We start from the raw sequence: 23,478 nt of genomic DNA, 5'->3' as shown, positions 1-23,478 counted from the left end.
CTGTTATAGAAAGAGGGGAACAACGTTGGCTCCCCTCTTTCATTATTACACTATCAGCCTGGCCACTTTACTGTTGCGCACTCCATGATACGTTTACATACATCTTGCCATAGCTTTCTTTTTTAGCTACATTAAACAACAATACCCCATACGTTCCTTCCGGAGTTTTAAAGAATACAAACTTGCTGGTAAAGGCATTGTTGCGATCGCCTTCTGCCCGCTTATCATAACCAGTTTGAACAACCGGGCTAAAGCTTTTCTTTTTGGCTTCGTCCCCAATTTTAGCAGCGGTATTAAAATTCACCCTCAGCTTCTCTTCCGAGCCATCTTCCGGCGCAGAAAACACCGTTCCTCTTTTTGACCATTTCGCAAAGTCGTATAAGGTATTAGGCATAGGACTGGCTGCCGGTGAATAAATGATCAATGGATTATAAGTAACCAGGGAATCTACCCCGTTGTTTCGTTTTTTTAACGATTCTATCCGCAACCATTCCCTGGGCGACATTTTATGTACCTTTTTAAAATCGGTGCTGAAAGCCGGTATTTTATTACGATATCCACACAGAATAGCCACTTGCTTAATAGATTGCCTGCCCTCTCCCAGCACTGCCGCGGCCATTTCAAACCGTTTTTGCAACTGGTAATGCACAATCGTGCAGCCTACAATATCTTTAAAGGCATTACGCACCATATTCTGCCCCACAAAAGTTTTTAAAAGCAGTTCCGGAACAGCTTCCCGCTTAAGAGGATTTTCATCTATATACTTTTTTAAATCCAAAACGGCATTCACAACCAACAGAGAATAATGTTTAGAAGGTGTAGTCATACATGGTGATTTGGAAACCGGAACAGAATAATAGATTGGTACAGCATTCATATGAACTCGTTTTTAGAATAACCAGGTGTGCTAGGCGCAATCGGTTGGCATAGGCGCAGTATAAAGCGCAGGAGCGATTTTACCATCACCCCTGTAACAGATTACTTATTAAATTTTATTTATTATTAATTCTCAAAAGCGGTGACACCGCTTACCTGTTAATTATTACCACTCGTCAAGATCGTTTCCCGTTATCATTCACCCGTTCAAGCAGGAAGCTGCAAAAGGGTTAGCCGGGTGTAAACACTTATTTTATATGTATTTGCCTTACGCTGGATAGCCTTTTTTTACTACTAAAAACAATATCCAACCGCATATCGTATGCTCCCGAAAGGGGGCTATCCTGTGGCAATGTCAGCTCAAACTTCAAACCATCCCTACCCAATTCATCCCCCTGAAATTCATCGTCAATAGCCTTGTTATACACCCGTTTCCAATCGCCCAGTGAATCGTACCGGATATCGTTCAAACTTTCAAACTGTTTGTATTCATCCAGTTCCCGGTCGGCCCGGGTAATATATTCATTCAGCGATCTTATCTTTTTATTATTTCTCCATACCGCCAGTGTGATGCGCGCTACCGAATCTTTTTCCAATGCCCTGCTGGTGGGCATTACTTTCATTAGTCTGCCGGTTTCATAATAAAAAGAATCAGACATTACCAGGTTGTACTTTTCCCCCTTTTGCAACACACTGGTGGAATCTTTATTCGCATTCACCAGTTCAATATTCACATCCACTAACCTGGCTACTTCATCATTACACTCCACATAAGAACAGAACATCCACTTGATGTTTTTTTGCACATTGTCATTGGCCAGCGTAAAAGTGCTCACTACTGCTATTAATGCAATCACCACCAGCCACGCTTTAAGCGGCTCTGAACTGTTAGCACGGTAATATTTGATAATAGTAGCAAAGCAGGCAAGCCAGGATACTATCAACACAAAATTACTCAGCCATACAAACGTTTTAATTTCAGGCATCAATGCCAGCGTCATAGCCAGAAACAGGAAAATAATGGTAACCGCTACCAGTAGACGGGCTATTCCCTTCCGCTGCTCAGCCATAATGGCTATAAAAAAGCCAAAAAGAAAAGCCAGCGGTACAAACAATAGTAATAATCGGGGCATAACGTTGAATAATAATACAAAAAGACTACATACTCTTTTTACAGCCCGCCAATATACAGAATAAGCCCATCCGGTAAAGCTTACGTGAATATTTTCCCCAGGCGCATCAGCAAAAATCACTATCTTAAGTTTGAATCTCCCTGTTATTGCCATGCCAAAAACGACCTGCTTATGTGTGCTTTTGCTACAGTGCCTTGTTATACGTGTACTAGGCGCTCCTGTTATTACCCGTCATCTGACCATAGAACAGGGGCTTTCTAACAACTCGGTACGTTGTATTTACCAGGATCACCATGGTTTTATATGGCTGGGCACCTACAACGGGCTTAACCGCTACGATGGTTACCATTTTTCTATTTTCCGTAATAAAATAGACGATTCCACTTCCCTGCCACATAATTACATCAACGCCATTGGCGAAGACCACCGCGGCAACCTGTTTGTTGGCACTGGCCAGGGCCTTTGTATATACAATCCTTTACAATCGCAGTTTACCCCCGCCTTGTACATCCCTTTCAGCAACCGGCCTTCCGAGCGTATTCCTTTTAACGTAGCCGCCATTCAGGCAGATGCCCGGGGCACAGTATACATAGGCACTACCGGTGGCGGGTTAATGATAAAAAAGGAAAACGCCGATGCCGCCATACAACTGCCCTGCACCAAAGACGCCCAGGGCGTTTGCAGAACGGAAGTACAGGCCATGACCATTGATAACCAGCAACAGGTATGGTACTACGTAAAAGATGCCGGCCTGTTTGTGTTTAACCCTGTTACGCAAACACAAACCATGGTGCATAGCCAGCCCCTGGCCGTGCGCTGTATGGAAATGGATAACACCGGCCGCTTATGGATAGGCACACATAACGGATTATTCCAATACCAAACCAGCACCCACACGCTGGTTACTGTTGCCACACAACAAGCCGGCAAGCTTACCGCCCCTTCTGTGTACAGCCTGGCATTGGACCAGGAGCACCACCTATGGATAGGCACAGAAGGTGGTGGCATTGATATACTAAACGTAGCTACCGGTGTGTTCGAGTATCTTTTACCCGGAGATGGCAGGCACGATTTATCCAGCGAAACCGTATATGATATTTACCAGGATAATGAAAACCGCAAATGGATTGGCACGCATAAAGGCGGTATCAATATCATTGACCCGCAAAAGAAGATATTTCAAACCGTAGCGCACGATCCGCTGCACGCCAATAGCCTTGCCAGTAATTTTATTTCTTCTTTTTACAACGACAAGAATAACCATCTATGGATTGGCAGCGATGGCGGCGGCATTAGTGTATGGAACCGGCAAACCAACCAGTTTACCAATTACCGGCACCAACCCGGCAACCCGGCTTCGCTCAGCAACAACTCAGTACCCAGCATTACGGAAGACCACACAGGCAATATCTGGATAGCCACGTTTGGGGGTGGCATTAACCGGTTTAACAAAAACACTCAAACGTTTGAACATTACCGGTGCATTAATAGCCAAACCGGCGAAGAAAATAACTATGTATGGAAGATATATGAAGACCGGGAACATCAATTATGGGCCAGTACATACAACCAGGGTAGGTTGTACGCATGGAACCGGCAGGCGAACCGTTTTGAGATGTTCAGTCCGGACTTTGCCGACCTGTTTTGCCTGCTGGAAGACCGTAACGGCACCCTATGGGGTGGCACTTACGGGTTACGCAAATTAGATAAGCAACATAAAAACTTTCAGCATTATGATATTTCCAAACCCGTCAGGGCTTTGTTTGAAGATGCACAAGGCAGGCTTTGGCTGGGTACAGAAGGGATGGGCCTGTTGTTGTTTGACCGGGAAAAAGAACAGGTAGTGGAAAGCTATAACGAAAGCAATGGCTTATGCAATAACTCTGTATTGAATATATTGGGCGACGACCAGGGCAACCTGTGGTTAAGCACCTTTAACGGCCTTGCCCGGTTTGACCCGGTACATAAAAAATTCAGTAACTTTTTCCAGGAAGATGGCTTGCAAAGCAACCAGTTTGAATACAACGCTGCATTACACCTGCCTACTGATGAAATGGTGTTTGGGGGCATAGGAGGCTTTACCCTGTTCAAGCCTGACAGCTTTGTAATTAAAACGAATATGCCACCGGTATTACTTACCGGCATATTCGTAAACAACCAGCCCATTACCGAAAACAGTTCTTACGTAGCCCATACAGCAGGCACTTTTATACGCAAGCTGGTAGTGCCTTATCACAAAGCCGTGTTCTCGTTCCACTTTGCTGCCCTGGAGTATACTGCCCCCGGCAAAATTAACTATGCCTATTACCTGGAAGGATGGGATAAAAGCTGGAACTACACCAATAACATACGCAACGCTTACTACACCAATGTAAATGCAGGCAGTTACACCCTGCACATTAAAGCCACCAATGCCGCAGGCGTATGGAACCCACAGGAAATACAGCTGCAACTGGAAGTGCTGCCGCCCTGGTACCGCAGCTGGTGGGCTTATTTCGTGTATGCAGGCCTGGCTCTGTTTCTACTGTATCGTTATAACCGTTACCGGGTGCGTAAGGCCAACCTGGAGTATGCCGTAAAGCTGGCCAGTTTACGCAGCGAAAAAGAAAAAGAACTGGCACAACTGGAAATTCAGAAAGAGAAAGAGCTGAATGAAAAGAAGCTGACTTTTTTTACAGATGTATCGCACGAGTTTCGCACGCCGTTAACGCTTATCATCAATCCACTCAAAGATTATTTACACAATAACACACAGAACAAAGAAGACTTACATGTAGTATATCACAATGCACGCCGGCTGCTATCGTTGGTAGATCAGCTATTGCTTTTTAGAAAAGCCGAAGCCCATTCGGATCAGTTGCGCCTGGTGCAACTAAACTTTAGCAGGCTGTGCCGCGAAGTATATGCCAGCTTTGGCAAGGCCGCCCAGTTAAAGCAATTACATTACCAGTTTAGTTGCAGCGATGAAAACCTGGAATTATATGCCGACAGGCAAAAGATGGAAGTTATATTATACAACCTGTTGTCCAATGCGTTAAAGTTTACACCCGAAGGCGGTGAAATAACCATGAGCATACGGGCAAAAGAAAACCACATTGAAGTAAAACTTGCCGATAATGGCATGGGCATACCTCCTGACATTGGCAACAAATTATTCGACCGCTTTTATCGTGTTCAGGAAAACAGTACCTACACCAAATCGGGCTTTGGAATAGGACTTTACCTGGTAAAACATTTTGTAGAAAAACACGGTGGCGAAATCACTTATGAAAGCAAGCCGGGCACTGGCACCACTTTTTGCCTGCTGTTTAAAAAAGGAAAGCAGCATTTTAATGGATTGAAGATATATGACGATGCCGAACCCATGTCTCAACTACCTGACACCACCATACCATCCACTGTGGCCGCTGTAGAAACAGGCAAAACAGGGCTGGAAGAACTGGTAAGTGATCAAAAAGTTATTGTAATAGTAGAAGACAACACCGAAATACGGGAATACATCAGCAGCATTTTCACCAGCGACTTTACAGTGTACCAGGCAGCAGGTGGTAATGAAGGCATAGCATTGGCGCAAAAATATTTACCGGACATCATCATCAGTGATATTATGATGGAAAACGGAAATGGCATTGAGCTATGCCACACCATTAAAAATGATCCCGCCCTGGGCCATATACCGGTAATACTGTTAACCGCCGTATCGGACAACGATATTATATTAAAAGGAACAGAAAGCGGCGCCGACGATTATATAGCCAAACCTTTTGATAAAGAGCTGCTGGTAGCCAAAGTACATACCCTGCTCAAAAACCGGAACAAACTGCAACAGTATTTCCTGGATGAGGTAACCCTGAAAAAAAGCGACTACAAAATTTCGCCGGAATACAAAACTTTCCTCGACAATTGCATCGCCATTATTGAGCAACACCTGGACGATGATGATTTTTCTATCAAAAAGTTATCCCAGGAAATGGGTATGAGCCATTCGGTATTGTACCGGAAAGTGAAATCTATTTCCGGCCAATCCATCGCAGGCTTTATCCGGTTTATCCGTTTGCGTAAGGCGGCCGAACAAATGATCACCTCCCACCTTACCGTGTACGAAATTGCCGCCCTGGTGGGGATGAAAGATGTAAAGTACTTCCGCAAGCAGTTCAGCGCCCTTTTTGGCATGCCGCCTTCGGAGTATATTAAAAAGTATAAGCCTGCCTTTACCCCTACCTCAAACGTTCAACATCGAAAGCAAAACCCGGAAGAGTGATACTCCATAGGGGGAGAAAATGAGCAATTACTGCCTGTAAACAGGCTACAAACCTGTAATTGACTGATTTCTCCCCCCTATTTGAACGATGATTTTCCTCCGTTTCAGGCGGTCTGCTCTAGTTTAGCAGGTAATTAGCTTACGCCATTATGAGTATCCAGAAACTGCGGCAACGTCACCAATTCGTTGCTTTATACCAAAACAAACGCGCCCGTAAACATCTGTTTAAACATTGTAAAAATGAAATAGCCATCATCCATTACATCACCTGACAATTATGTGTCAACCATACACATACAGCTGCCTGTAATATTTGCAGCCATTATCCCTATTAACTGAATCATTTAACGATTGCTCATGACTGAGAAATTATTATGGAGCGGAATAAAACGATGCGTTTTATTCCTCTTACTTACCCCTTTGTGTACCATTGCCTTTTCGCAGAACAATGAAATTACTGTACAGGGCAAAGTGTCGTCCGATTCTGCCTTGCTGGAAAACGTTACTGTTCAATTAAAATCGAACATGAAACGGGTTACCCAAACCGACGCCAAAGGCAACTTCCTGATTAAAGTACCTGCCAACGGCACTCTATTATTTTCGATAGTAGGATTTGAAACACAGGAAATGAATATAGCCGGCCGCGGCACTATTGATGTGTTGATGAAACACATGAGTAACAACCTGAACGATATAGTGATCACCGGTTTTGGTGGCACCCAGAAAAAAGCCAGTGCCGTAAGTGCTATTACCACGGTAGATGTAAAAGACCTGAAAGGACCTACCGGCAACCTTACCAACACGCTGGCCGGGCGCATACCCGGCATGATATCGTTTCAGCGAAGCGGCGAACCAGGCAGGGGCAGCGATAACTCTTCCTTTTACATCCGGGGCTTATCCACCTTTGGCACCGGTAAGCAAGACCCCTTGATACTGATAGACGGCGTAGAATCGTCCAGTATTGATATGGCCCGTTTACAACCAGACGACATTTCCGATTTTTCTGTTTTAAAAGATGCTGCCGCCGCTTCGGTATACGGAGCCCGTGGCGCCAATGGGGTGGTACTGATCAATACCAAAACGGGTAAGGAAGGCACTGCTAAATTCTTTTTCCGCCTGGAAAACCGGCTATCCAGCAACACCAAAAACTTTAAGTTTGCCGATAATGTTACCTATATGGAACTGGCTAATGAAGCAGCGCTTACCCGCTCGGCTTTAGCTATTCAACCTTATAGCCAGAATAAAATTGAGCATACCAGGGCCGGCGACGACCCTATCCTGTACCCCAACAACAACTGGATAGAACAGTTAATCAAAAAGCATACTATTAACCAAAGCTATAACATGAATGTTAGCGGCGGCAGCACCCGTGCCCGCTATTATGTAGCCGGCACCTACAACCAGGATAACGGCGTGTTGAAAGTAGACCCTATCAATAATTTCAACAGCAATATTAAACTGAAGAACTATTCCCTGCGCATCAACATCAACCTAAACCTTACCAATACCACAGAGTTAATATTAAGAACCTATGGTCAGTTTGATGATTACAGTGGCCCTATTAACGGCGGTGCAACAACATTTAACAATGCCATATGGTCGAACCCCGTAATGTTCCCTGCTGTGTACCCACAATCCAAACTGCCCTATATAGAACATCCGCTGTTTGGATCGGCACAGGTAACCAATGGCGCAGCGGTGGCCCCCCTGCTGTACCTGAACCCCTACGCCGAAATGGTAAAAGGATATACTGTTTATAAAACCTCCAATATACAACCCCAGCTGGAGCTGAAACAGAACCTGAACTTTATTACACCAGGACTTAGCTTTCGCACCATGGGCTACCTGAGAAGATATTCTTACTATGCCGTAAACAGAAATTATTATCCTTTTTATTACTCTGCCCTCATAGATCCTAATACCAAAGATTACAACCTGGTAGCATTGAATGATGGCGGTACCACTTCTATTGATACCGTAGGAACAGAATACCTGAATTACAAGGAGGGTAATAAAATTGTAGACTCCCGTTTCTGGCTGGAAGGTTCTGTTAACTATAACCATACTTTTAACAGGCATACTGTAGGCGGGTCATTAATTGGCGTTATCTCCAATTACGAAACCGGCAACTCTGGCAGTGTTACCGCATCCCTTCCCCAGCGTAACCAAACCTTTTCGGGCCGTTTTACCTATGGTTATGATAACCGTTACCTGGCAGAATTCAACTTTGGTTACAATGGCTCGGAACGCTTTGCCAGAAACAACCGTTTCGGCTTCTTCCCTTCTGCAGGCATAGGCTATCGCATTTCTAACGAGCGCTTTTTTGAACCTTTAAAAAGCGTGGTCAACGATTTAAAATTACGGGCCACTTACGGGTTGGTGGGTAATGACCAGATTGGTGATATTGACGACCGGTTCTTTTACCTTTCTAAGGTAAACCTTAACGATAATAATTTTGGCGCCTCTTTTGGACGCAATGATGGGGCTACCCCTTATTTCCGGCAAGGCATTTCCATATCCCGTTATGCCAACAACGATATTACCTGGGAAAAGTCCCGCTCGCTTAACCTGGGCATGGACCTGAAAATGTTTGTAGACCTTACCCTTACTGTAGACGTATATAAACAATGGCGTTCGAACATTTTGCAGCCGAAATCATCAGCCGAAAGCGCAGCCGGATTCTCTGCCACTCCGTATGCCAATTACGGCAAAGCCGAAACACAAGGCATTGATTTAGCAGCTAACTACCAGCACTCTATTAACCGCAACTGGTGGGTAAGTGTGCGCGGCACCTTCACGTATGCTACCAGCAAAGTAAAAGTGGCCGATGAAATTCAATACCCCAAAAACATTGCTTACCTGAGTAAAGTAAACCGTTCTATCAGCCAGGGCTGGGGACTGGTGGCTGAACGCTTGTTTATAGATACCAAAGAAGTGCAAAACTCCCCCATTCAGTATGGTTATTCCAACCTTTTAGGGGGTGATATTAAATACAAGGATGTGAATGGCGATGGTGTTGTTAACGATGACGATATGGTGCCGATCGGCTATCCGCAAGATCCCGAGATCATTTATGGTTTTGGCGCATCTACAGGTTATAAACGCTTTGACATCAGCTTTTATTTCCAGGGATCCGCCCGTTCTACTTTCTTTATCAACCCAGCCAATATTCAACCCTTTTATCTCAATGGACGCTATCAGAACAACCTGCTAAAAGTGATTGCAGATGATCATTGGTCAGAAACCAATCAAAACCCCTATGCTTTTTATCCACGCCTTAGCGGTACTTACCAGATAGACGCCAACAACAAAAGCTCTACCTGGTGGATGCGGAGCGGCGATTTTCTACGACTGAAAAGTGTGGACATTGGCTACACCATTCCAGAGATGAAAGCAGTGAAAATGAAAGGAGTGCGTGTGTATATGTCGGCCACCAACCTGTTTGTGATCAGCAGCTTTAAATTATGGGATGTGGAAATGGGTGGCAAAGGGTTAGGTTATCCTGTTCAATCTGTTTACAGCCTGGGCGCTCAATTGAACTTCTAAACTATTTACATCAACTTTTTGCGAAAGCTTTTTATATGAAAAAGAATCAATGGAAACCAGGTACAGTTGTTATAGGCATTGCTGTGGTTATCAGCAGCCTTTTAGGCAGCTCGTGTAAAAAATACCTGGATGTGGTGCCGGATGATATATCCACCATAGACAACGCTTTTAAGCTTCGGGTAGAAGCTGAGAAATATTTATTTACCTGTTATTCTTATTTGCCCAAAAACGGCGATGGCTGGTTTAACGCGAGCCTTACCAGTGCAGATGAAATATGGTATGCACAAAACGATCAAACCAACTGGCATCCTGCTTTTATGATAGCCGAAGGAATACAGAATGTAGCCAATCCGCTCTTCAACGAATGGCGGGGCGATTTAAAAGGGGGCGACGGACGCTATAACTATTTAAGGATATGGACAGCGGTACGTAACTGCAATATCTTTTTAGAGAACATGCAAAACCCGGCGAAAGTACCCGACATATCTGCTGCCGAACGTTCGCGCTGGATAGGCGAAGGATTGTTTCTGAAAGCCTTTTATCATTTTTATATGATGCGCATGTATGGCCCTGTTCCATTGATCAATGATAACGTGCCGGTAGATGCCGATCTTACTACCTCTTACGTGAAAAGAGCCCCGGTAGACGAATGCGTTAGCAGCATTTCGGCCTGGCTGGATAGCGCCACTGCCCGGTTGCCCGAACGTATTGTAAACCAGAACACCGAACTGGGCCGCATTACCAAAACCATTGCCCTGTCGGTAAAAGCAAGATTACTGATCATGGCTGCCAGCCCGCTGTTCAATGGCAACGCCGATTATGCCGGCTTTAAAGACAAAGAAGGGAAAGCCCTGTTTAACCCTACATTCGATGCCAGTAAATGGGTAAAAGCAAGAGATGCTGTGAAAGCCGCCATAGAATCGGCCGAAGCCAATAACTTTTCATTATACACCTACACCAACGATGTGTATGGTTTAAGCGATGCCACTAAAACACAACTGAACATTCGCAATGCCGTTACCCAGCGCTGGGGACAGGAATGTGTGTGGGGTAATTCACAATCGTATTTTGTCAATGAAGCCTTATGTATGCCGCCAACGGAGCGTGGCTCTAATGCCAGTCGCTTTCAACTACAGGGAGTGTGGGCTGCCCCTATTAAAATTGCAAAGCTTTTTTATACCGCTAACGGAGTGCCTATAGAAGAAGACAAAACCCTCAGCTTTAACAGCTATGACCAGCTGCGTACCGCCACCAGCGCTGATAAGTACAATATAGAACCCGGCTTTGTTACTGCCCGTATTAATTTTGACCGGGAGCCCCGCTTTTATGCCGATTTGGGCTTTGATGGTGGTATCTGGTATATGCGTGACGGCAACAGCACGGGCAGCGATGTAGGCACCTTTTACCTTAAAACCAAGAACTCGGAAAAAGCAGGCTTTGGCCACTATCAGAACTGGAACGAAACCGGCTACTTTATTAAAAAACTGGTAAGCTGGGAATCTACCACCAATGGGCAATCCAGCCCTGTATGGCGTCAGTATCCCTGGCCCGAAGTACGATTAGCCGATTTGTATCTGCTGTATGCAGAAGCAGAAAATGAAGTGAATGGCGGCTCGGCCACTGCTATCACCTACCTGGATAAAATAAGAACCCGCGCCGGATTAAAAGGTGTGGCAGCATCGTGGAGCACATATTCTAACAACCCCACCAAGTATACCACCCAGGCAGGTTTAAGGGCTATTATTCACCGCGAGCGCACCATTGAAATGATGTTTGAAGGCCAGCGCCGTTGGGATCTGTGCCGCTGGAAAGAAGCCGCGGACGAACTAAGCAAAGACATTACCGGCTGGAGCATTCAGGGTAAAACAGATGCCACTTTTTATAAAGAACGCTACATATTCAGCCAGCGTTTTATAGCGCCCCGGGATTATTTCTGGCCTATTGGCAACTACGATACCCGGCGCAACCCTAACCTGGTAGAAAACCCGGGCTGGTAATCATTATTCACTCTTATAAAAGCAGAACAATGCAATTCATTAAACATATATTTTCCTATACAATGCTTGCCGCCGCCCTGCTGTTAACAGCAGGCTGCAACAAAGCCCTGGAAACGCACAAACCCATAACAGACGACCCTACCGTGCCTGCACAGATAAGCAAAGTGAAGGTTACCAACGGTAACGGTTATGCCCTGTTGGAATATTCCCTGCCCGACGACAAGCACCTGCTGTATGTAAAAGCAGTGTACACCATCACCAACGGGCAACAATACGAGGCACAGTCTTCGGCTTTTAACAACGTTATCATGGTAGAAGGTTTTGCCGACACCCTGGAACACGAAGTAAAACTCTATTCGGTAAGTCATTCCGGTGTGGTTTCTCAACCCGTTCCTGTGAAGGTAAAACCGCTTATAGCGCCTATCTGGCAGGTATATAAAAGTATACAACTGGTGAACGCTTTTGGTGGCTATAACCTCACTGCTGTTAATCCGGAACGCGGCAACCTATCCATTATCGTAACCAAAAAAAATGTACTCAATGAATACGAAGCCGATATTAACCAAAGCGTATACACTAACACCGACAGTATATTAAGTAAAGTGCGTGGAATGGACACCATTGATTACAGGTATGGCTTTTTTGTAAAAGACCGCTGGGGCAACCGAACCGACACTATGTACCTGAATATAAAACCCCTGTATGAAACAGAACTGCCCAAGGCCAATTTCAGCACTTTTATATTGCCGGGCGATGCGCCACAGGTAACCAATGGCGCTGCGTTGCAATATGCCTGGGATGGTAAGCTGGGCTGGCCCTACACCAGCTTTACCGATCAAACAGCCGGCGGCAGCGGCCCCCATATGATCACTTTCAACACAGGTGCTTTGGCTAAAATAAGCCGTGTATATATCAGGCCTTTCCCCGAAGGTGTTCGCTACTATTACCTCAGTACGATGAAGCGCTTTGAGATATACGGCTCGGCTTCACCCTCATTAAGTGGTGCGCTGGATAACAGCTGGGTACTATTAGGCACTTACACGGTTACCAAACCTTCGGGGCTTGCTTATGGCACAGACGACAGCAACGACCAGGCCACAGCTTCGGCCGGTTTTAACTGGGAAGTGGATGTTACCGCCCCCAAGGTGAAGTATATCCGCATTCGCTGCCTGGAAAACTTTGCGGGTGGTACCAACCAAAGCATTAATGAGCTGGCAGTGTATGGCGATCCGCGTTAAAACGAACCGCCACAGCTGCACAGTAAACGCTGACATCAAAAAAGTAAAAAATGAACAGGAATATTATTATATTTTTTCTATTGCTGCTGACAGTAGCCGTAGCATCCTGCAGCAAGTGGGATGAATACAAGCAATACACGGAAAATGGAGAAACCCGCTATGTGGGCAAAATGGACCTTGTAGAAACTTTTTCAGGTCGCCTGCGCATTAAAATGACGGCGCTGTTGCCTGCCGACCCACGCATTACCAAAACAAAGATCACCTGGAATTTTGGCAACGACTCTGTTGTTTTTCCCATTAGTAAAGGATCAGGGGCAGACACTTTTAAGCAGATCATCAACATAACAGAAGGCGTTGTAAGCTTTAACATTGTCAACTACGATGCAGAAGGAAACAGATCCATGACCGAGACGGTTTCCGGCACATCCTATGGATCTAAATATGAAAGCGGGCTTACCAACCGCCCCATTACACGCGCCGAGCTATTGCCTAACGGCACTACAGAAGTAGTGTGGGATAGTTTCGACTCCACTTCCGGTGCTAAAGGCGCCTGGCTGATATATACCACTACCGGCAACAAAGCCGATTCGGTATATGTGCCCATCCGCACTACAGGCACCACAACTATCCCCAATTTAAAACTGGGCACCTTGTTAACAGAACGAACGCTCTATTTACCCACCTCTACGTGCATAGATACTTTTTACGCCGCTGCCCAAACCATTCCGGTAAAATCGGATGTAACCAGCCTGTACCTGTCAAACACCGGCCCCGGCTTTCAGCGGGGCACTTACGATGGCAACAGATGGGGCACCCTGGGTACACCCTGGAATACCAATGCGGCAGCTAAAAACAAAAGTGGTTATGGAGGCTATTCCGCTGATGAAGGCGGTGTCATTAACTGGGAAACCTGGAACAATTCCCCTGTTATTGATGGTATTGTATACCAGGTAACGTCTGCCCCTTTACCTGCAGGCACATACACCGTTTCCTTTACAGAATACTCCGAAATTCAGGCCAACTCATCTGTGTACTGCGTTGCGGCTGCCGGCAGCAATGGCATTCCTGTATTGGCCAATTTAACCACAGCGCTTGGTTCTGTGGCCTTGTATAACGGAGCCACCATTGGTGCTACATCGCCCAGCCAATCAGATACACGTAGTTTTTCTTTTACCATCTCCGCGCCCCAGTATGTATCTCTCGGCTTCCTCGGCAACATAGTAGGCAGTGGTAATCCGGGCAGTTATTTCCAGGTAAAGAAAATCCAATTGTATAGTAATTAAAACGCAGTATACTGTAGTATGAATAAATCAAACACTTTTATACAACCCTTACTACTGTTGGCGATGGTCGTATGGCACCTGTCAGGTGCATACGCCGCGCCGCCGGTAAAGCAACCGCCATACTCCGCCTACCTGTTTGCGTATTTTACCGGCAATGATAAAAGCGAGGAACAGATTTGTTTTGCCCTAAGCAAAGACGGCTATCATTACCAGGCTTTAAACAATGGGCAACCTGTGCTGTCGTCTGCCGCTATCAGCGAAACAGGTGGCGTGCGCGATCCGCACGTTATACGCAGTGCAGATGGAAAAGCCTTTTATATGGTAGCAACGGATATGGTGAGCGCTAATGGCTGGAGCAGCAACAGAGGGTTGGTATTATTAAAATCTACCGACCTTATTCACTGGACCTCCTCCAGAGTAAATATCCAGCGCAAATATCATGGGCAGGAGCAATTGAAGCGGGTATGGGCTCCTCAAACCATTTACGACGACTCTGCTAAAAAGTACCTGGTTTACTTTTCGCTGCAATATGGCAACGAGCCGGATAAGATATGCTATGCCTATGCGAATAAAGATTTTACTGACCTGGAAGGTGAACCTAAGCAATTGTTTTATCCGCCGGACAACATCGCCTGTATTGATGGCGACATTGTACACAAAGGCGACAAATACTACCTGTTCTTTAAAACAGAAGGCAGTTCTCCCGGTATTAAAATTGCCGTATCCCATCATCTTACCTATGGTTATACTTTGCAAAACCCGCATTATGTGCAGCAAACCAAAAACCCGGTAGAAGGTGCCGGCACCTTTATATTGAACGATGGCAGCGGCTACATTCTCATGTACGATATGTATACCAGCGGTCGCTACCAGTTTACCAGAACCACCGATTTTGAAACGTTTACCATTATGGACCATAAGGTGTTTATGAACTTCCATCCACGCCATGGTACCGTAATGCCTGTTACAACAGCAGAAGCCCGACGTTTGGCAGCGCACTGGTTGTTACCCGCTGAGGTGATCACCTCGGCCCAACACCCGGCGATACAAAAATTCAGTACCGTTTTAGATACTGTGGCCCAACAACTTACCTACCGGGTAACACCCGGCACAAACCTCAGCGCTTTTAACCCACAGTTTACAGCATATGCAGGCGTAACCATTACACCTGCAGGCCCGCAGGATTTTACTAAAGGTCCGGTCTCCTATACAGTGGTAACAGGCCATAAAAAACAAACTTATAGAATAAGTATTCAGTAATCCGGAAAACGTATAAGTATTCCGTAGATAGATATAATTTCTGCCCGCCGGTGCATGCCAATTTTGAGGTATCAAAACAAGCATCAAATGAAAACAATATTCATCACCGGCGCATCCTCCGGAATAGGCAAAGCAACCGCACTGTATTTTCATCAACAAGGCTGGCAGGTGATTGCCACCATGCGGTCGCCGGAAAAGGAGCAGGAATTATCCCTGTTACCCCATATCACCCTGCTGCCACTGGATGTAACCAGCCCCGACCAAATAGCCAGCTGCGTGGCCCGTGCCACTGCACTGGCTAAAATTGACGTAGTATTTAACAACGCCGGCCATGGCCTGTCCGGCCCGCTGGAAACTTATTCTGATGAACAGATCACCGGTTTACTCAACACCAACCTGTTAAGCGTTATCAGAATTACCAAAGCCTTTATTCCTTATTTCAGGCAGCAGGGCGAAGGCTTGTTTATTGCCACCTCCTCTGTGGGCGGTATTTCGGCCTTCCCTTTCAGCGCTATGTACCACGCTTCTAAATGGGCATTGGAAGGCTTTAGCGAAAGCATGTATTTTGAATTATCAAAGCTGAATATTGGTATTAAAACCATTTTACCAGGCGGGGTAAGAACAGACTATGTGGGCCGCTCTATGGCTTTTGGCGCAATACCTGTAACAGCGTACGACGCCATCACAGATAAAGCCAATAAGATCATGCAACAACTCATGCAGCCGGAAAACCTGACACCACCCGAAGTAATTGCCGCAACCATATATGAAGCAGCCACGGATGGTAAAGACCAAATCAGGTATGTTTCCGGCGAAGATGGCAAACAGCTGTATGAAACCCGACTGACCATGGGATCAGAAGATTTTCGCAAACATTTTGACCAGTTGTTTTTTGGCCATAACCTGTAAACGGTTTAATACCTTTGTACACATAGTATCTTTAAAAGATGGCAGACAGTATTATCAAAATAAACAACATCAACAAATTACATGAAGTGTATGCCTGTGGCAAACCACAGCATCCGCTCATATCTTTGATAGACCTGTCTGCCCTCTATCCCCTCCCCTTTGGGCATGATGTTACTTTGCAGATGGACCTGTATATCATTTCCTGCAAACAGTTTAAAGGATGGTTCAGCTACGGACGCCAGCCTTACGATTTTGCAGAAGGGTCGTTGATGTTTGCCGCCCCCGGGCAGGTATTACGTCCCGGGCCAGAAGTACAGGTAGAAAAAGGCTGGGGCCTGTTCTTTCATCCCGACCTGATCAATGGCACCGATCTGGGTAGAGTAATACACCAGTATTCGTTCTTTCTCTACGATGTAAACGAAGCTTTGCATATATCGGACGAAGAAAAACAGGTATTGCAGGATTGTATAGAGAAGATTAAAAAAGAATACTCCCAAAACATCGACAAACATACCCACGGCCTTATTGTCAAAAACATAGAGTTGTTACTGAGCTATTGCGATCGTTTTTATGACAGGCAATTCCTTACCCGCCGCAATGTAAACAACGACCTGGTACAACGTTTTGAAAAGCTGTTACGGGACTACTTTGCACAGGATACGCTGGTAGAAACCGGGCAACCCGAAGTAAAACATATTGCCAACCAGTTAAACATCTCACCCAACTACCTGTCGGACCTGCTGAAAAAATATACCGGAAAAACTACCCAAGAGCATATTCACCTGCAACTAACAGAAAAAGCAAAGTCGTTATTATTAAGCACCAGCAAGCCAGTAAGTGAAATTGCATATGAACTGGGTTTCCTGCACCCCTCCCACTTCACCAAACTCTTTAAATCCGGCACCGGCCTTTCGCCCAGGGATTACAGGAATAAAAATTAGCGGTATGGATACTAATATTGAGCAACGAATGTCACAGCCAGTGGCAAATAAAAGAGCGTGATAAGGCAAGTGGGCGCTTCGTTCTCCAATGAAGCGCCCACTTGCCTTAATAAAATGTATAACAATAACTATTACTGATGCCCTTTGGTAGCTGCTTCAAATAAACGGCAAAAATTACCGCCACCTATTTTACCTATCTCCGCTTCGTTAAAGCCTACTTTCAACATCGCATCTACCACCGCATAATAAAATCCTACCTGCTGCCCTTCCCATGCTTCGTTGGTGCGCTCTCCTGCTCTGCGACGATTGCCACCTCCAGGCCCACCTGCACCCGGACCACCATGCCCATTGTCCCGTGGAGGACCATCATGCCGTTTAGCAGAATCGCCACCGGGTGGAATGCCACCAGGCTGTGCTCCTCCGTTTTGCTGTGGCCCTGCACCACCAGGCTTTTGCCCAAAACCGCCGGCAGGCCTGTAAGATGGAGTCATTTTAGTATCCGTACCAATGCTCACATGATCTACTCCTATTACATCAACCAATGCGCGAACATTTTGTGCAAACTCCAGTGGTGTATCTGCCAGGTGTGTCCACACACCTATTACCCCACCTGCATCGGCTATAATTTTAGCTTGTTCTTTACTAATGAGCCTTGGCTTCATCATCTTAGCCATCATCTCATTTTTTCCCAATTGGGTATCCAAACCGGTGTGCGATACCAGTACCGGGTATTGCGCAATTTTCACTGCCGCCGCAACAGTTTCCAAATTAGCATGCGCCATATCCACCAATATCCCCATGCGGTTACATTCCTTTATCACCTCTGCACCAAAAGCAGTAAGTCCACCCCATTGTGGTTTATTGGTGTACACATCGCCCAATGGCACAGATGCGTCATTATCATGCAGCAACGTTAAATGTCTTAACCCACGTTGATAAGCTACTTCCAGGCGTTCAATATGTCCTTCCAGAAAATGCCCGCCTTCTACTGATTGAATAACGACAGGCTGATGTTTTTGATGCGCATTGCGCAGATCAGCCATATTCAATGCACGCTTCATCCTGTTGCTTTCCAGTACCTTATCCATAGCGGTAAGGCCATTTAAAAAACGCTCGTAACCATCACCGGGGTTCACCAGTTTTTGATAGTCCACCGCAAATGTCATACAAATAGCCGATAGGCCCGATTTCTTCATTTCACCTGCCAGATCCACTGCAGGGCCTGGTAATTCTGCCGTGGTAAGGGGCACATCCACATGATTATGTGTATCAATACCCATTGTTTTGGCCACTATCGCCGCCACTTTAGGATCTGCTTCTTCTAAAGTCCATGATGCCAGCGGACTTAATGCCAGTGCTGCGCCTGCCCCTGTCATCACGGAAAGAAAGTTGCGCCGTGACCAGGTAGGTTGTGTTTTCTTCATACGTTTCCGGTAATTGATCTGTCTGTAATATCTTAATGAATAGTAGCCATTATCTCCCTGGCCATGATAGTAACCAGCGGGATGGCAACGTACAAATTATTGCATATTTCGCCCCGCTCATCCAGATTTCGGCCAATCACATTTCCATTTTATTTAATTTCACGACCAAAGAAGAGAAAACAAGTTTTAAATAAACAAACACATGGACGAATAGCATCAATAAGGCTATTCCCTCTCCGGACAAGTTGCTGCCTGCCAGAAAAACATTTCAAAATCAACCGATTAAACCTTTACATAAATATTTAAAAGTATATGTTACATACTTATAACCAATACTGAAAATTAAAAATGGCTTAAGAAATTGCTAAGCTTATCTTAAAACAATGTTACATGTAGGCTTTTTTCTACCTTAACTGCGTAAAGATTACCGACGAAATACTTCTGAGTACCGAAAAGTAATCCCCTTCATTTAACCCCCGATAGTATGAATTTTTTGTTTGCTGATGTGCCTATAGGCAAAAAGTATAAACTGCCTTTTCCTGTTTTGTTATGGTTTTTCCTGGCCTTACTGGCCGTGATACTGGAACTATCCAGAAACTCTTTTAACAACTACATCATCTTTAAATATGTATTTGTTCATACCCTACAACAGCAAAACCTTTACCTGGAATACCCCGACTCTTATATTGATAGCAACCACTACGGGCCGGTGTTCAGTTTAGTGATTGCTCCTTTTGCAGTGCTACCTAACTGGTTAGGCGCAATACTATGGGCAATGACCAATGCAACCGTGTTGTACATAGCCATTCGCATGTTACAGTTTAATGAAAAAAACCTGCTTTTTATATTTTTGGTAGGTGCTATTGAGCTGATGTCGTCCACGCACCAGGTGCAATTCAATCCCATGGTAGCAGGATGGCTTATCCTTTCCTATGTAATGGTAGAAAGGAATAAAACCCTGTGGGCTACCTTTTTTATTGCACTTGGCTTTCTGTGTAAATTGTATGGCATTGCAGGGCTTACCTTCTTCCTGTTCAGTCGCGATAAAGTAAAGTTCATCTTATACTTCCTGATGTGGCTGGTGGTACTATTTTGCCTGCCTATGCTTATTTCCTCACCATCGTTTATTGTACAAAGTCATTTTGACTGGCTGCACAGCCTGATGGCAAAAGACAGCATAAATGCCCACCAGTCGGTTCTTTTTGGCCAGCAGGATATATCTGTGATTGGTATATTAAGGCGTGTGCTGCAAAAAGAAAGCATCACAGATATTATGATACTGGCGCCTGCTGCAATACTGTATGGCCTGCCACTACTACGCTTTTCGCAATATAAATTTGAAGGCTTTAGAATACGTTACCTGGCATTGGCGCTGATTTCCATAGTCATATTCAGTTCCTCGGCCGAATCCACCACTTATATCATTGCCATTTCCGGTGTATTGTTCTGGTATGTGATCCAGGAACAAAAAAGTAAATGGCTGGTGGCCATGCTGGTACTGGTTTTCTTTATGAGCATCTTATCTCCCACTGATCTGATGCCCCCTCCCATACAACACTTTATACGTGCTTATGCTTTAAAAGCACTACCCTGTTTTATGGTGTGGCTGATTTTGCTATATGAAGTGGGCTTTAAAAAGTATACAACTGAAACTCTTGCTAAATGACAACTCCTTTAGTTTCCATTGTAGTACCTGTTCATAACGAACAGAATAACGTGCCGGTATTAATTGCCGCCATTGATAAGCAGTTTTCCGATCTGCCATACGACTACAACCTGTTGTTTGTAGATGATGGCAGCACAGATGATACGGTTGCCGTCATTAAAATGCAATGCCTGCTAAACGACAACATCCGTTTCATTTCATTTTCCCGCAATTTTGGTCACCAGGCAGCCTTGAAAGCCGGGCTGGATGCAGCGTATGGAGATTGTGTTATCTCTATGGACGGCGATATGCAGCATCCACCGGATTTAATCCCCGTGTTGCTTAACAAGTGGGAAGAAGGCTATGATGTGGTATACACCCTTCGCCAGGAAGATCCTACTTTAAGCAGCTTTAAAAGGCTTAGCTCCGGCATGTTTTACCGGGTGATCAACTCTCTTTCAGAAGTAAAAATAGAAAGTGGCAGTGCCGACTTCAGGCTGGTAAGTAAAAAGGTAGTAAAAGTGCTGCGTGAGTTTACCGAAGCCGATCTGTTTTTTCGCGGGCTGGTAAAATGGGCGGGGTTTAATCAAACCGCTGTGGAATACGTGCCTGAACGCCGCTTTTCCGGAGCATCTAAATATACTCTCAAAAAAATGGTTCGCTTTGCCTTACAAGGCATCACCTCTTTTTCGGTGAAACCATTATACGTAGCTATTTACCCGGGACTGATTATATCCTTACTGTCTGTACTATATGTGCCTTACGCTATTTATAGCTATTACAGCGGCCATGTTACCCCAGGATGGGCCTCTATTATAGTAACTATTGCCTTTTTTGGAGGTATACAGTTAATGATACTGGGTGTGATAGGATTATATCTGGGCAAACTGTTTACTCAAATAAAGAACAGGCCTGTTTATCTTGTTAAAGAATCCAATATACTACATGAAGAAGCCAAACAACTTCATTCTGTTAAGTTTTGATGCGGAAGAGTTTGATATGCCCCTGGAGTATGCGCACAACATACCGGTGCAGGAACAAATGGAAATAGGCTATAAAGGGTTACAGATTACTACGCAGCTGATGAATGCAGCGCGGGTGGCTGCCACATTTTATACAACTGCAAACTTTGCCAATCAGTATCCGGCCGAGATAAAAGCATTATCTCAAAAACACGAAATAGCTTCTCATACTTATTATCACACCGATTTTGAAGTAGCCCACCTGCGCCAAAGCAAGGAGACACTGGAAAGTATCACCGGCCAACCGGTATACGGCTTACGTATGCCCCGCATGCGCCCGGTGGAAATGAGAGATATTAAAGCGGCAGGCTACCTGTACGATTCTTCTATCAATCCCACCTGGATACCTGGACGTTATAACAACCTCCATTTATCCCGCACAGTGTATACACAGGAAGGCGTATTACGTTTACCCGCCAGTGTATCGCCCCGGTTACGCATTCCATTATTCTGGCTGGCGTTTAAAAACATGCCTTACAGCCTGTTTAAAAATCTAACGCTGCAAACACTCAGGCACGATGGATATATAAACCTGTACGTGCATCCCTGGGAGTTTACCGACATTAGTCCATATCGCATTCCCGGTTATGCCAAACGCTGGAGCGGCGATATTTTATGCGAAAGATTACTGCGCCTGATCAAAGACCTGTTACCGCATGGAGAGTTTATTACTACCTGCAATTTGCCGGCTATACAACAAGTGATTTTACAACACGCACCAGCCGAAACAACTACCTGTTAAATAACACTTCGCGCAAACGAACACCGGATGCCGCGTGGGAAGATTTTATAACAAAAGTGTGTCCTATTACAAAGTCGGTTTCATGGCGGGCGTTTTCAGTAGCAATAAAAAGGGTAATGGCTTCTGCTATTACTGCATCCACATTGTCACCAGTAATGCGCACAGAAAAGGGGAGAATCTGTATAGTTTCCTGCTGTTTGATTTCTCCGGTAATTTCCGTGCGTAACATCACGTACTCACCGGTTTCATCCGGTTCATAAGCTTCGGGGTTTGTTATCAGCAACTTAGGTACCCGGCATTGTACTGTAAAAGGATTGTACCATGCCTCCCGCACATAAGTAACCTCTGCATAGCAGTGGTAGCTGATAAACTCATACAAATGACCCGGTAACGAGACTTTTTCGAGGGAATAACGCAAATCTACCAGTGGTAGTTCGCTAAGTTTAGGGGCTGCTTTCATGTGAGAGAGAAATTTGCCCAATTTACATACAACCCTGTTCAATGACCGTTTTTTCTTAGCACACTCCTGCTTTTACCGTAATGTTTTTTCAGCATCCTGTTTAAATCACTACTCTTAGTAAAGCCCCGCTCAGCTGCAATCTGTTGCATGGGAGCAGCGGTATTTAGGGCACGGCCCGCCGCAATCCTAAGCCTGGACTGCAATACAAAATACTGAAAGCCTTCGCCGGTGTTTCTTTTGAAGTACTCACTGAGGTATGTTACCGCAATATGAATTTTTTGTAACAGGTAGGCCAGGGACAACCTATTGCTGCCAGTTTCATGTCAACAAATTACAGGAAATGGAATTATTCGGCACATCATAGACCAGCTACCTGGCTGAAAACATTCTCCTGATTTTACAGCACTACAGAAACTGATGCCGGAATGGACGGAGGCCGTAACGTTTTTACACCTGTAATATGCTGAGCCTTACACAAGTGGCGGGTACCGGAGTATAAACACAGCATGATATATAATAAGTGCCGCGTCATTCTGTAATGGTGCAAAATAGCGCGACACTTCTGCAATTTCTCCGGGTACATTGCACGCACTACAATGTACATCTACAGTGTAGCACTGTACATCTGCAATATCGTACGTAACATCTTACGCGTCTTTTGTTACGTATTACACGGCATTTTGTACTAGTGCTGAATGTTGTGACACATCTACAATATTTCCGGTAACATCTGCAATATTT

The 23,478-nt window shown here is 45.1% G+C and carries 16 protein-coding genes; 11 read left to right on the top strand and 5 right to left on the bottom strand.

Going from position 1 to position 23,478, the window contains the following annotated elements:
• Positions 1-67: 67 nt before the first annotated feature.
• Both FLA_RS04245 and FLA_RS04240 read right to left on the bottom strand, forming a co-directional pair.
• Complete coding sequence (locus tag FLA_RS04245; protein ID WP_076382859.1) at positions 68-826, bottom strand: helix-turn-helix domain-containing protein; 759 nt, start codon at positions 824-826, stop codon at positions 68-70.
• Positions 827-1,124: 298 nt separating this feature from the next.
• Positions 1,125-2,009: a YfhO family protein gene (locus FLA_RS04240; protein WP_144264214.1), complete on the bottom strand. Its 885-nt coding sequence runs from the start codon at positions 2,007-2,009 to the stop codon at positions 1,125-1,127.
• A gap of 175 nt (positions 2,010-2,184) precedes the next feature.
• Between FLA_RS04240 and FLA_RS04235 the strand changes: the two genes are divergently transcribed.
• The 8 genes from FLA_RS04235 to FLA_RS04200 all read left to right on the top strand — a co-directional run bounded on the left by FLA_RS04235 (position 2,185) and on the right by FLA_RS04200 (position 17,444).
• Positions 2,185-6,270, top strand: coding sequence for a hybrid sensor histidine kinase/response regulator transcription factor (locus FLA_RS04235; RefSeq protein WP_159445208.1), 4,086 nt, complete (start codon positions 2,185-2,187; stop codon positions 6,268-6,270).
• Positions 6,271-6,627: 357 nt separating this feature from the next.
• Positions 6,628-9,816 carry a SusC/RagA family TonB-linked outer membrane protein gene (locus FLA_RS04230; RefSeq protein WP_084206576.1) on the top strand — a complete coding sequence of 1,063 codons (3,189 nt, stop codon included), beginning with the start codon at positions 6,628-6,630 and terminating at the stop codon, positions 9,814-9,816.
• Positions 9,817-9,851: 35 nt separating this feature from the next.
• Positions 9,852-11,813 (top strand): RagB/SusD family nutrient uptake outer membrane protein, encoded by a 1,962-nt coding sequence (locus tag FLA_RS04225; RefSeq protein ID WP_076382865.1) that lies wholly within the window; start codon positions 9,852-9,854, stop codon positions 11,811-11,813.
• Between the two features lie 29 nt (positions 11,814-11,842).
• Positions 11,843-13,051: a DUF4959 domain-containing protein gene (locus FLA_RS04220; protein WP_084206577.1), complete on the top strand. Its 1,209-nt coding sequence runs from the start codon at positions 11,843-11,845 to the stop codon at positions 13,049-13,051.
• Positions 13,052-13,101: 50 nt separating this feature from the next.
• Positions 13,102-14,334, top strand: a complete 1,233-nt coding sequence (locus FLA_RS04215) for a DUF4998 domain-containing protein (protein WP_076382867.1) — start codon at positions 13,102-13,104, stop codon at positions 14,332-14,334.
• An 18-nt stretch (positions 14,335-14,352) separates the two neighbouring features.
• Positions 14,353-15,594 (top strand): glycoside hydrolase family 43 protein, encoded by a 1,242-nt coding sequence (locus FLA_RS04210; protein ID WP_096510728.1) that lies wholly within the window; start codon positions 14,353-14,355, stop codon positions 15,592-15,594.
• 87 nt (positions 15,595-15,681) lie between these two features.
• On the top strand, positions 15,682-16,503 hold the full coding sequence (locus tag FLA_RS04205; protein ID WP_076382869.1) for an SDR family oxidoreductase: 822 nt from the start codon (positions 15,682-15,684) through the stop codon (positions 16,501-16,503).
• A 38-nt stretch (positions 16,504-16,541) separates the two neighbouring features.
• The gene (locus tag FLA_RS04200) at positions 16,542-17,444 is read left to right on the top strand and encodes a helix-turn-helix domain-containing protein (protein WP_076382871.1); all 903 of its coding nucleotides are present in this window, start codon (positions 16,542-16,544) and stop codon (positions 17,442-17,444) included.
• A 131-nt stretch (positions 17,445-17,575) separates the two neighbouring features.
• On the opposite strand, the gene FLA_RS04195 is transcribed toward FLA_RS04200, so the two are convergent.
• Positions 17,576-18,868: a dipeptidase gene (locus FLA_RS04195; RefSeq protein WP_076382873.1), complete on the bottom strand. Its 1,293-nt coding sequence runs from the start codon at positions 18,866-18,868 to the stop codon at positions 17,576-17,578.
• Between the two features lie 484 nt (positions 18,869-19,352).
• On the opposite strand from FLA_RS04195, the gene FLA_RS04190 reads away from it, so the two are divergent.
• Genes FLA_RS04190 through FLA_RS04180 form a run of 3 tightly spaced genes read left to right on the top strand, consistent with a single transcriptional unit; the run spans position 19,353 to position 22,277 of the window.
• Positions 19,353-20,534, top strand: a complete 1,182-nt coding sequence (locus FLA_RS04190) for a glycosyltransferase family 87 protein (protein WP_076382875.1) — start codon at positions 19,353-19,355, stop codon at positions 20,532-20,534.
• Positions 20,531-21,496 (top strand): glycosyltransferase family 2 protein, encoded by a 966-nt coding sequence (locus tag FLA_RS04185; RefSeq protein ID WP_076382877.1) that lies wholly within the window; start codon positions 20,531-20,533, stop codon positions 21,494-21,496. The genes FLA_RS04190 and FLA_RS04185 overlap by 4 nt, the downstream gene beginning before the upstream one ends.
• Positions 21,459-22,277, top strand: coding sequence for a polysaccharide deacetylase family protein (locus tag FLA_RS04180; protein ID WP_076382879.1), 819 nt, complete (start codon positions 21,459-21,461; stop codon positions 22,275-22,277). The genes FLA_RS04185 and FLA_RS04180 overlap by 38 nt, the downstream gene beginning before the upstream one ends.
• Here FLA_RS04180 and FLA_RS04175 read toward each other — a convergent pair.
• Together FLA_RS04175 and FLA_RS32010 are read right to left on the bottom strand one after the other, a co-directional pair.
• Positions 22,267-22,737 (bottom strand): hypothetical protein, encoded by a 471-nt coding sequence (locus tag FLA_RS04175; protein ID WP_096510726.1) that lies wholly within the window; start codon positions 22,735-22,737, stop codon positions 22,267-22,269. The two genes, FLA_RS04180 and FLA_RS04175, sit on opposite strands and share 11 nt — an antisense overlap.
• Positions 22,738-22,775: 38 nt before the next feature.
• Complete coding sequence (locus FLA_RS32010) at positions 22,776-23,039, bottom strand: helix-turn-helix domain-containing protein (protein ID WP_076382883.1); 264 nt, start codon at positions 23,037-23,039, stop codon at positions 22,776-22,778.
• Between the last annotated feature and the right edge of the window lie 439 nt (positions 23,040-23,478).

The sequence above is a fragment of the Filimonas lacunae genome, assembly GCF_002355595.1.
GTDB lineage: Bacteria > Bacteroidota > Bacteroidia > Chitinophagales > Chitinophagaceae > Filimonas > Filimonas lacunae.
This window is presented reverse-complemented; position numbering and strand designations above follow the sequence as displayed.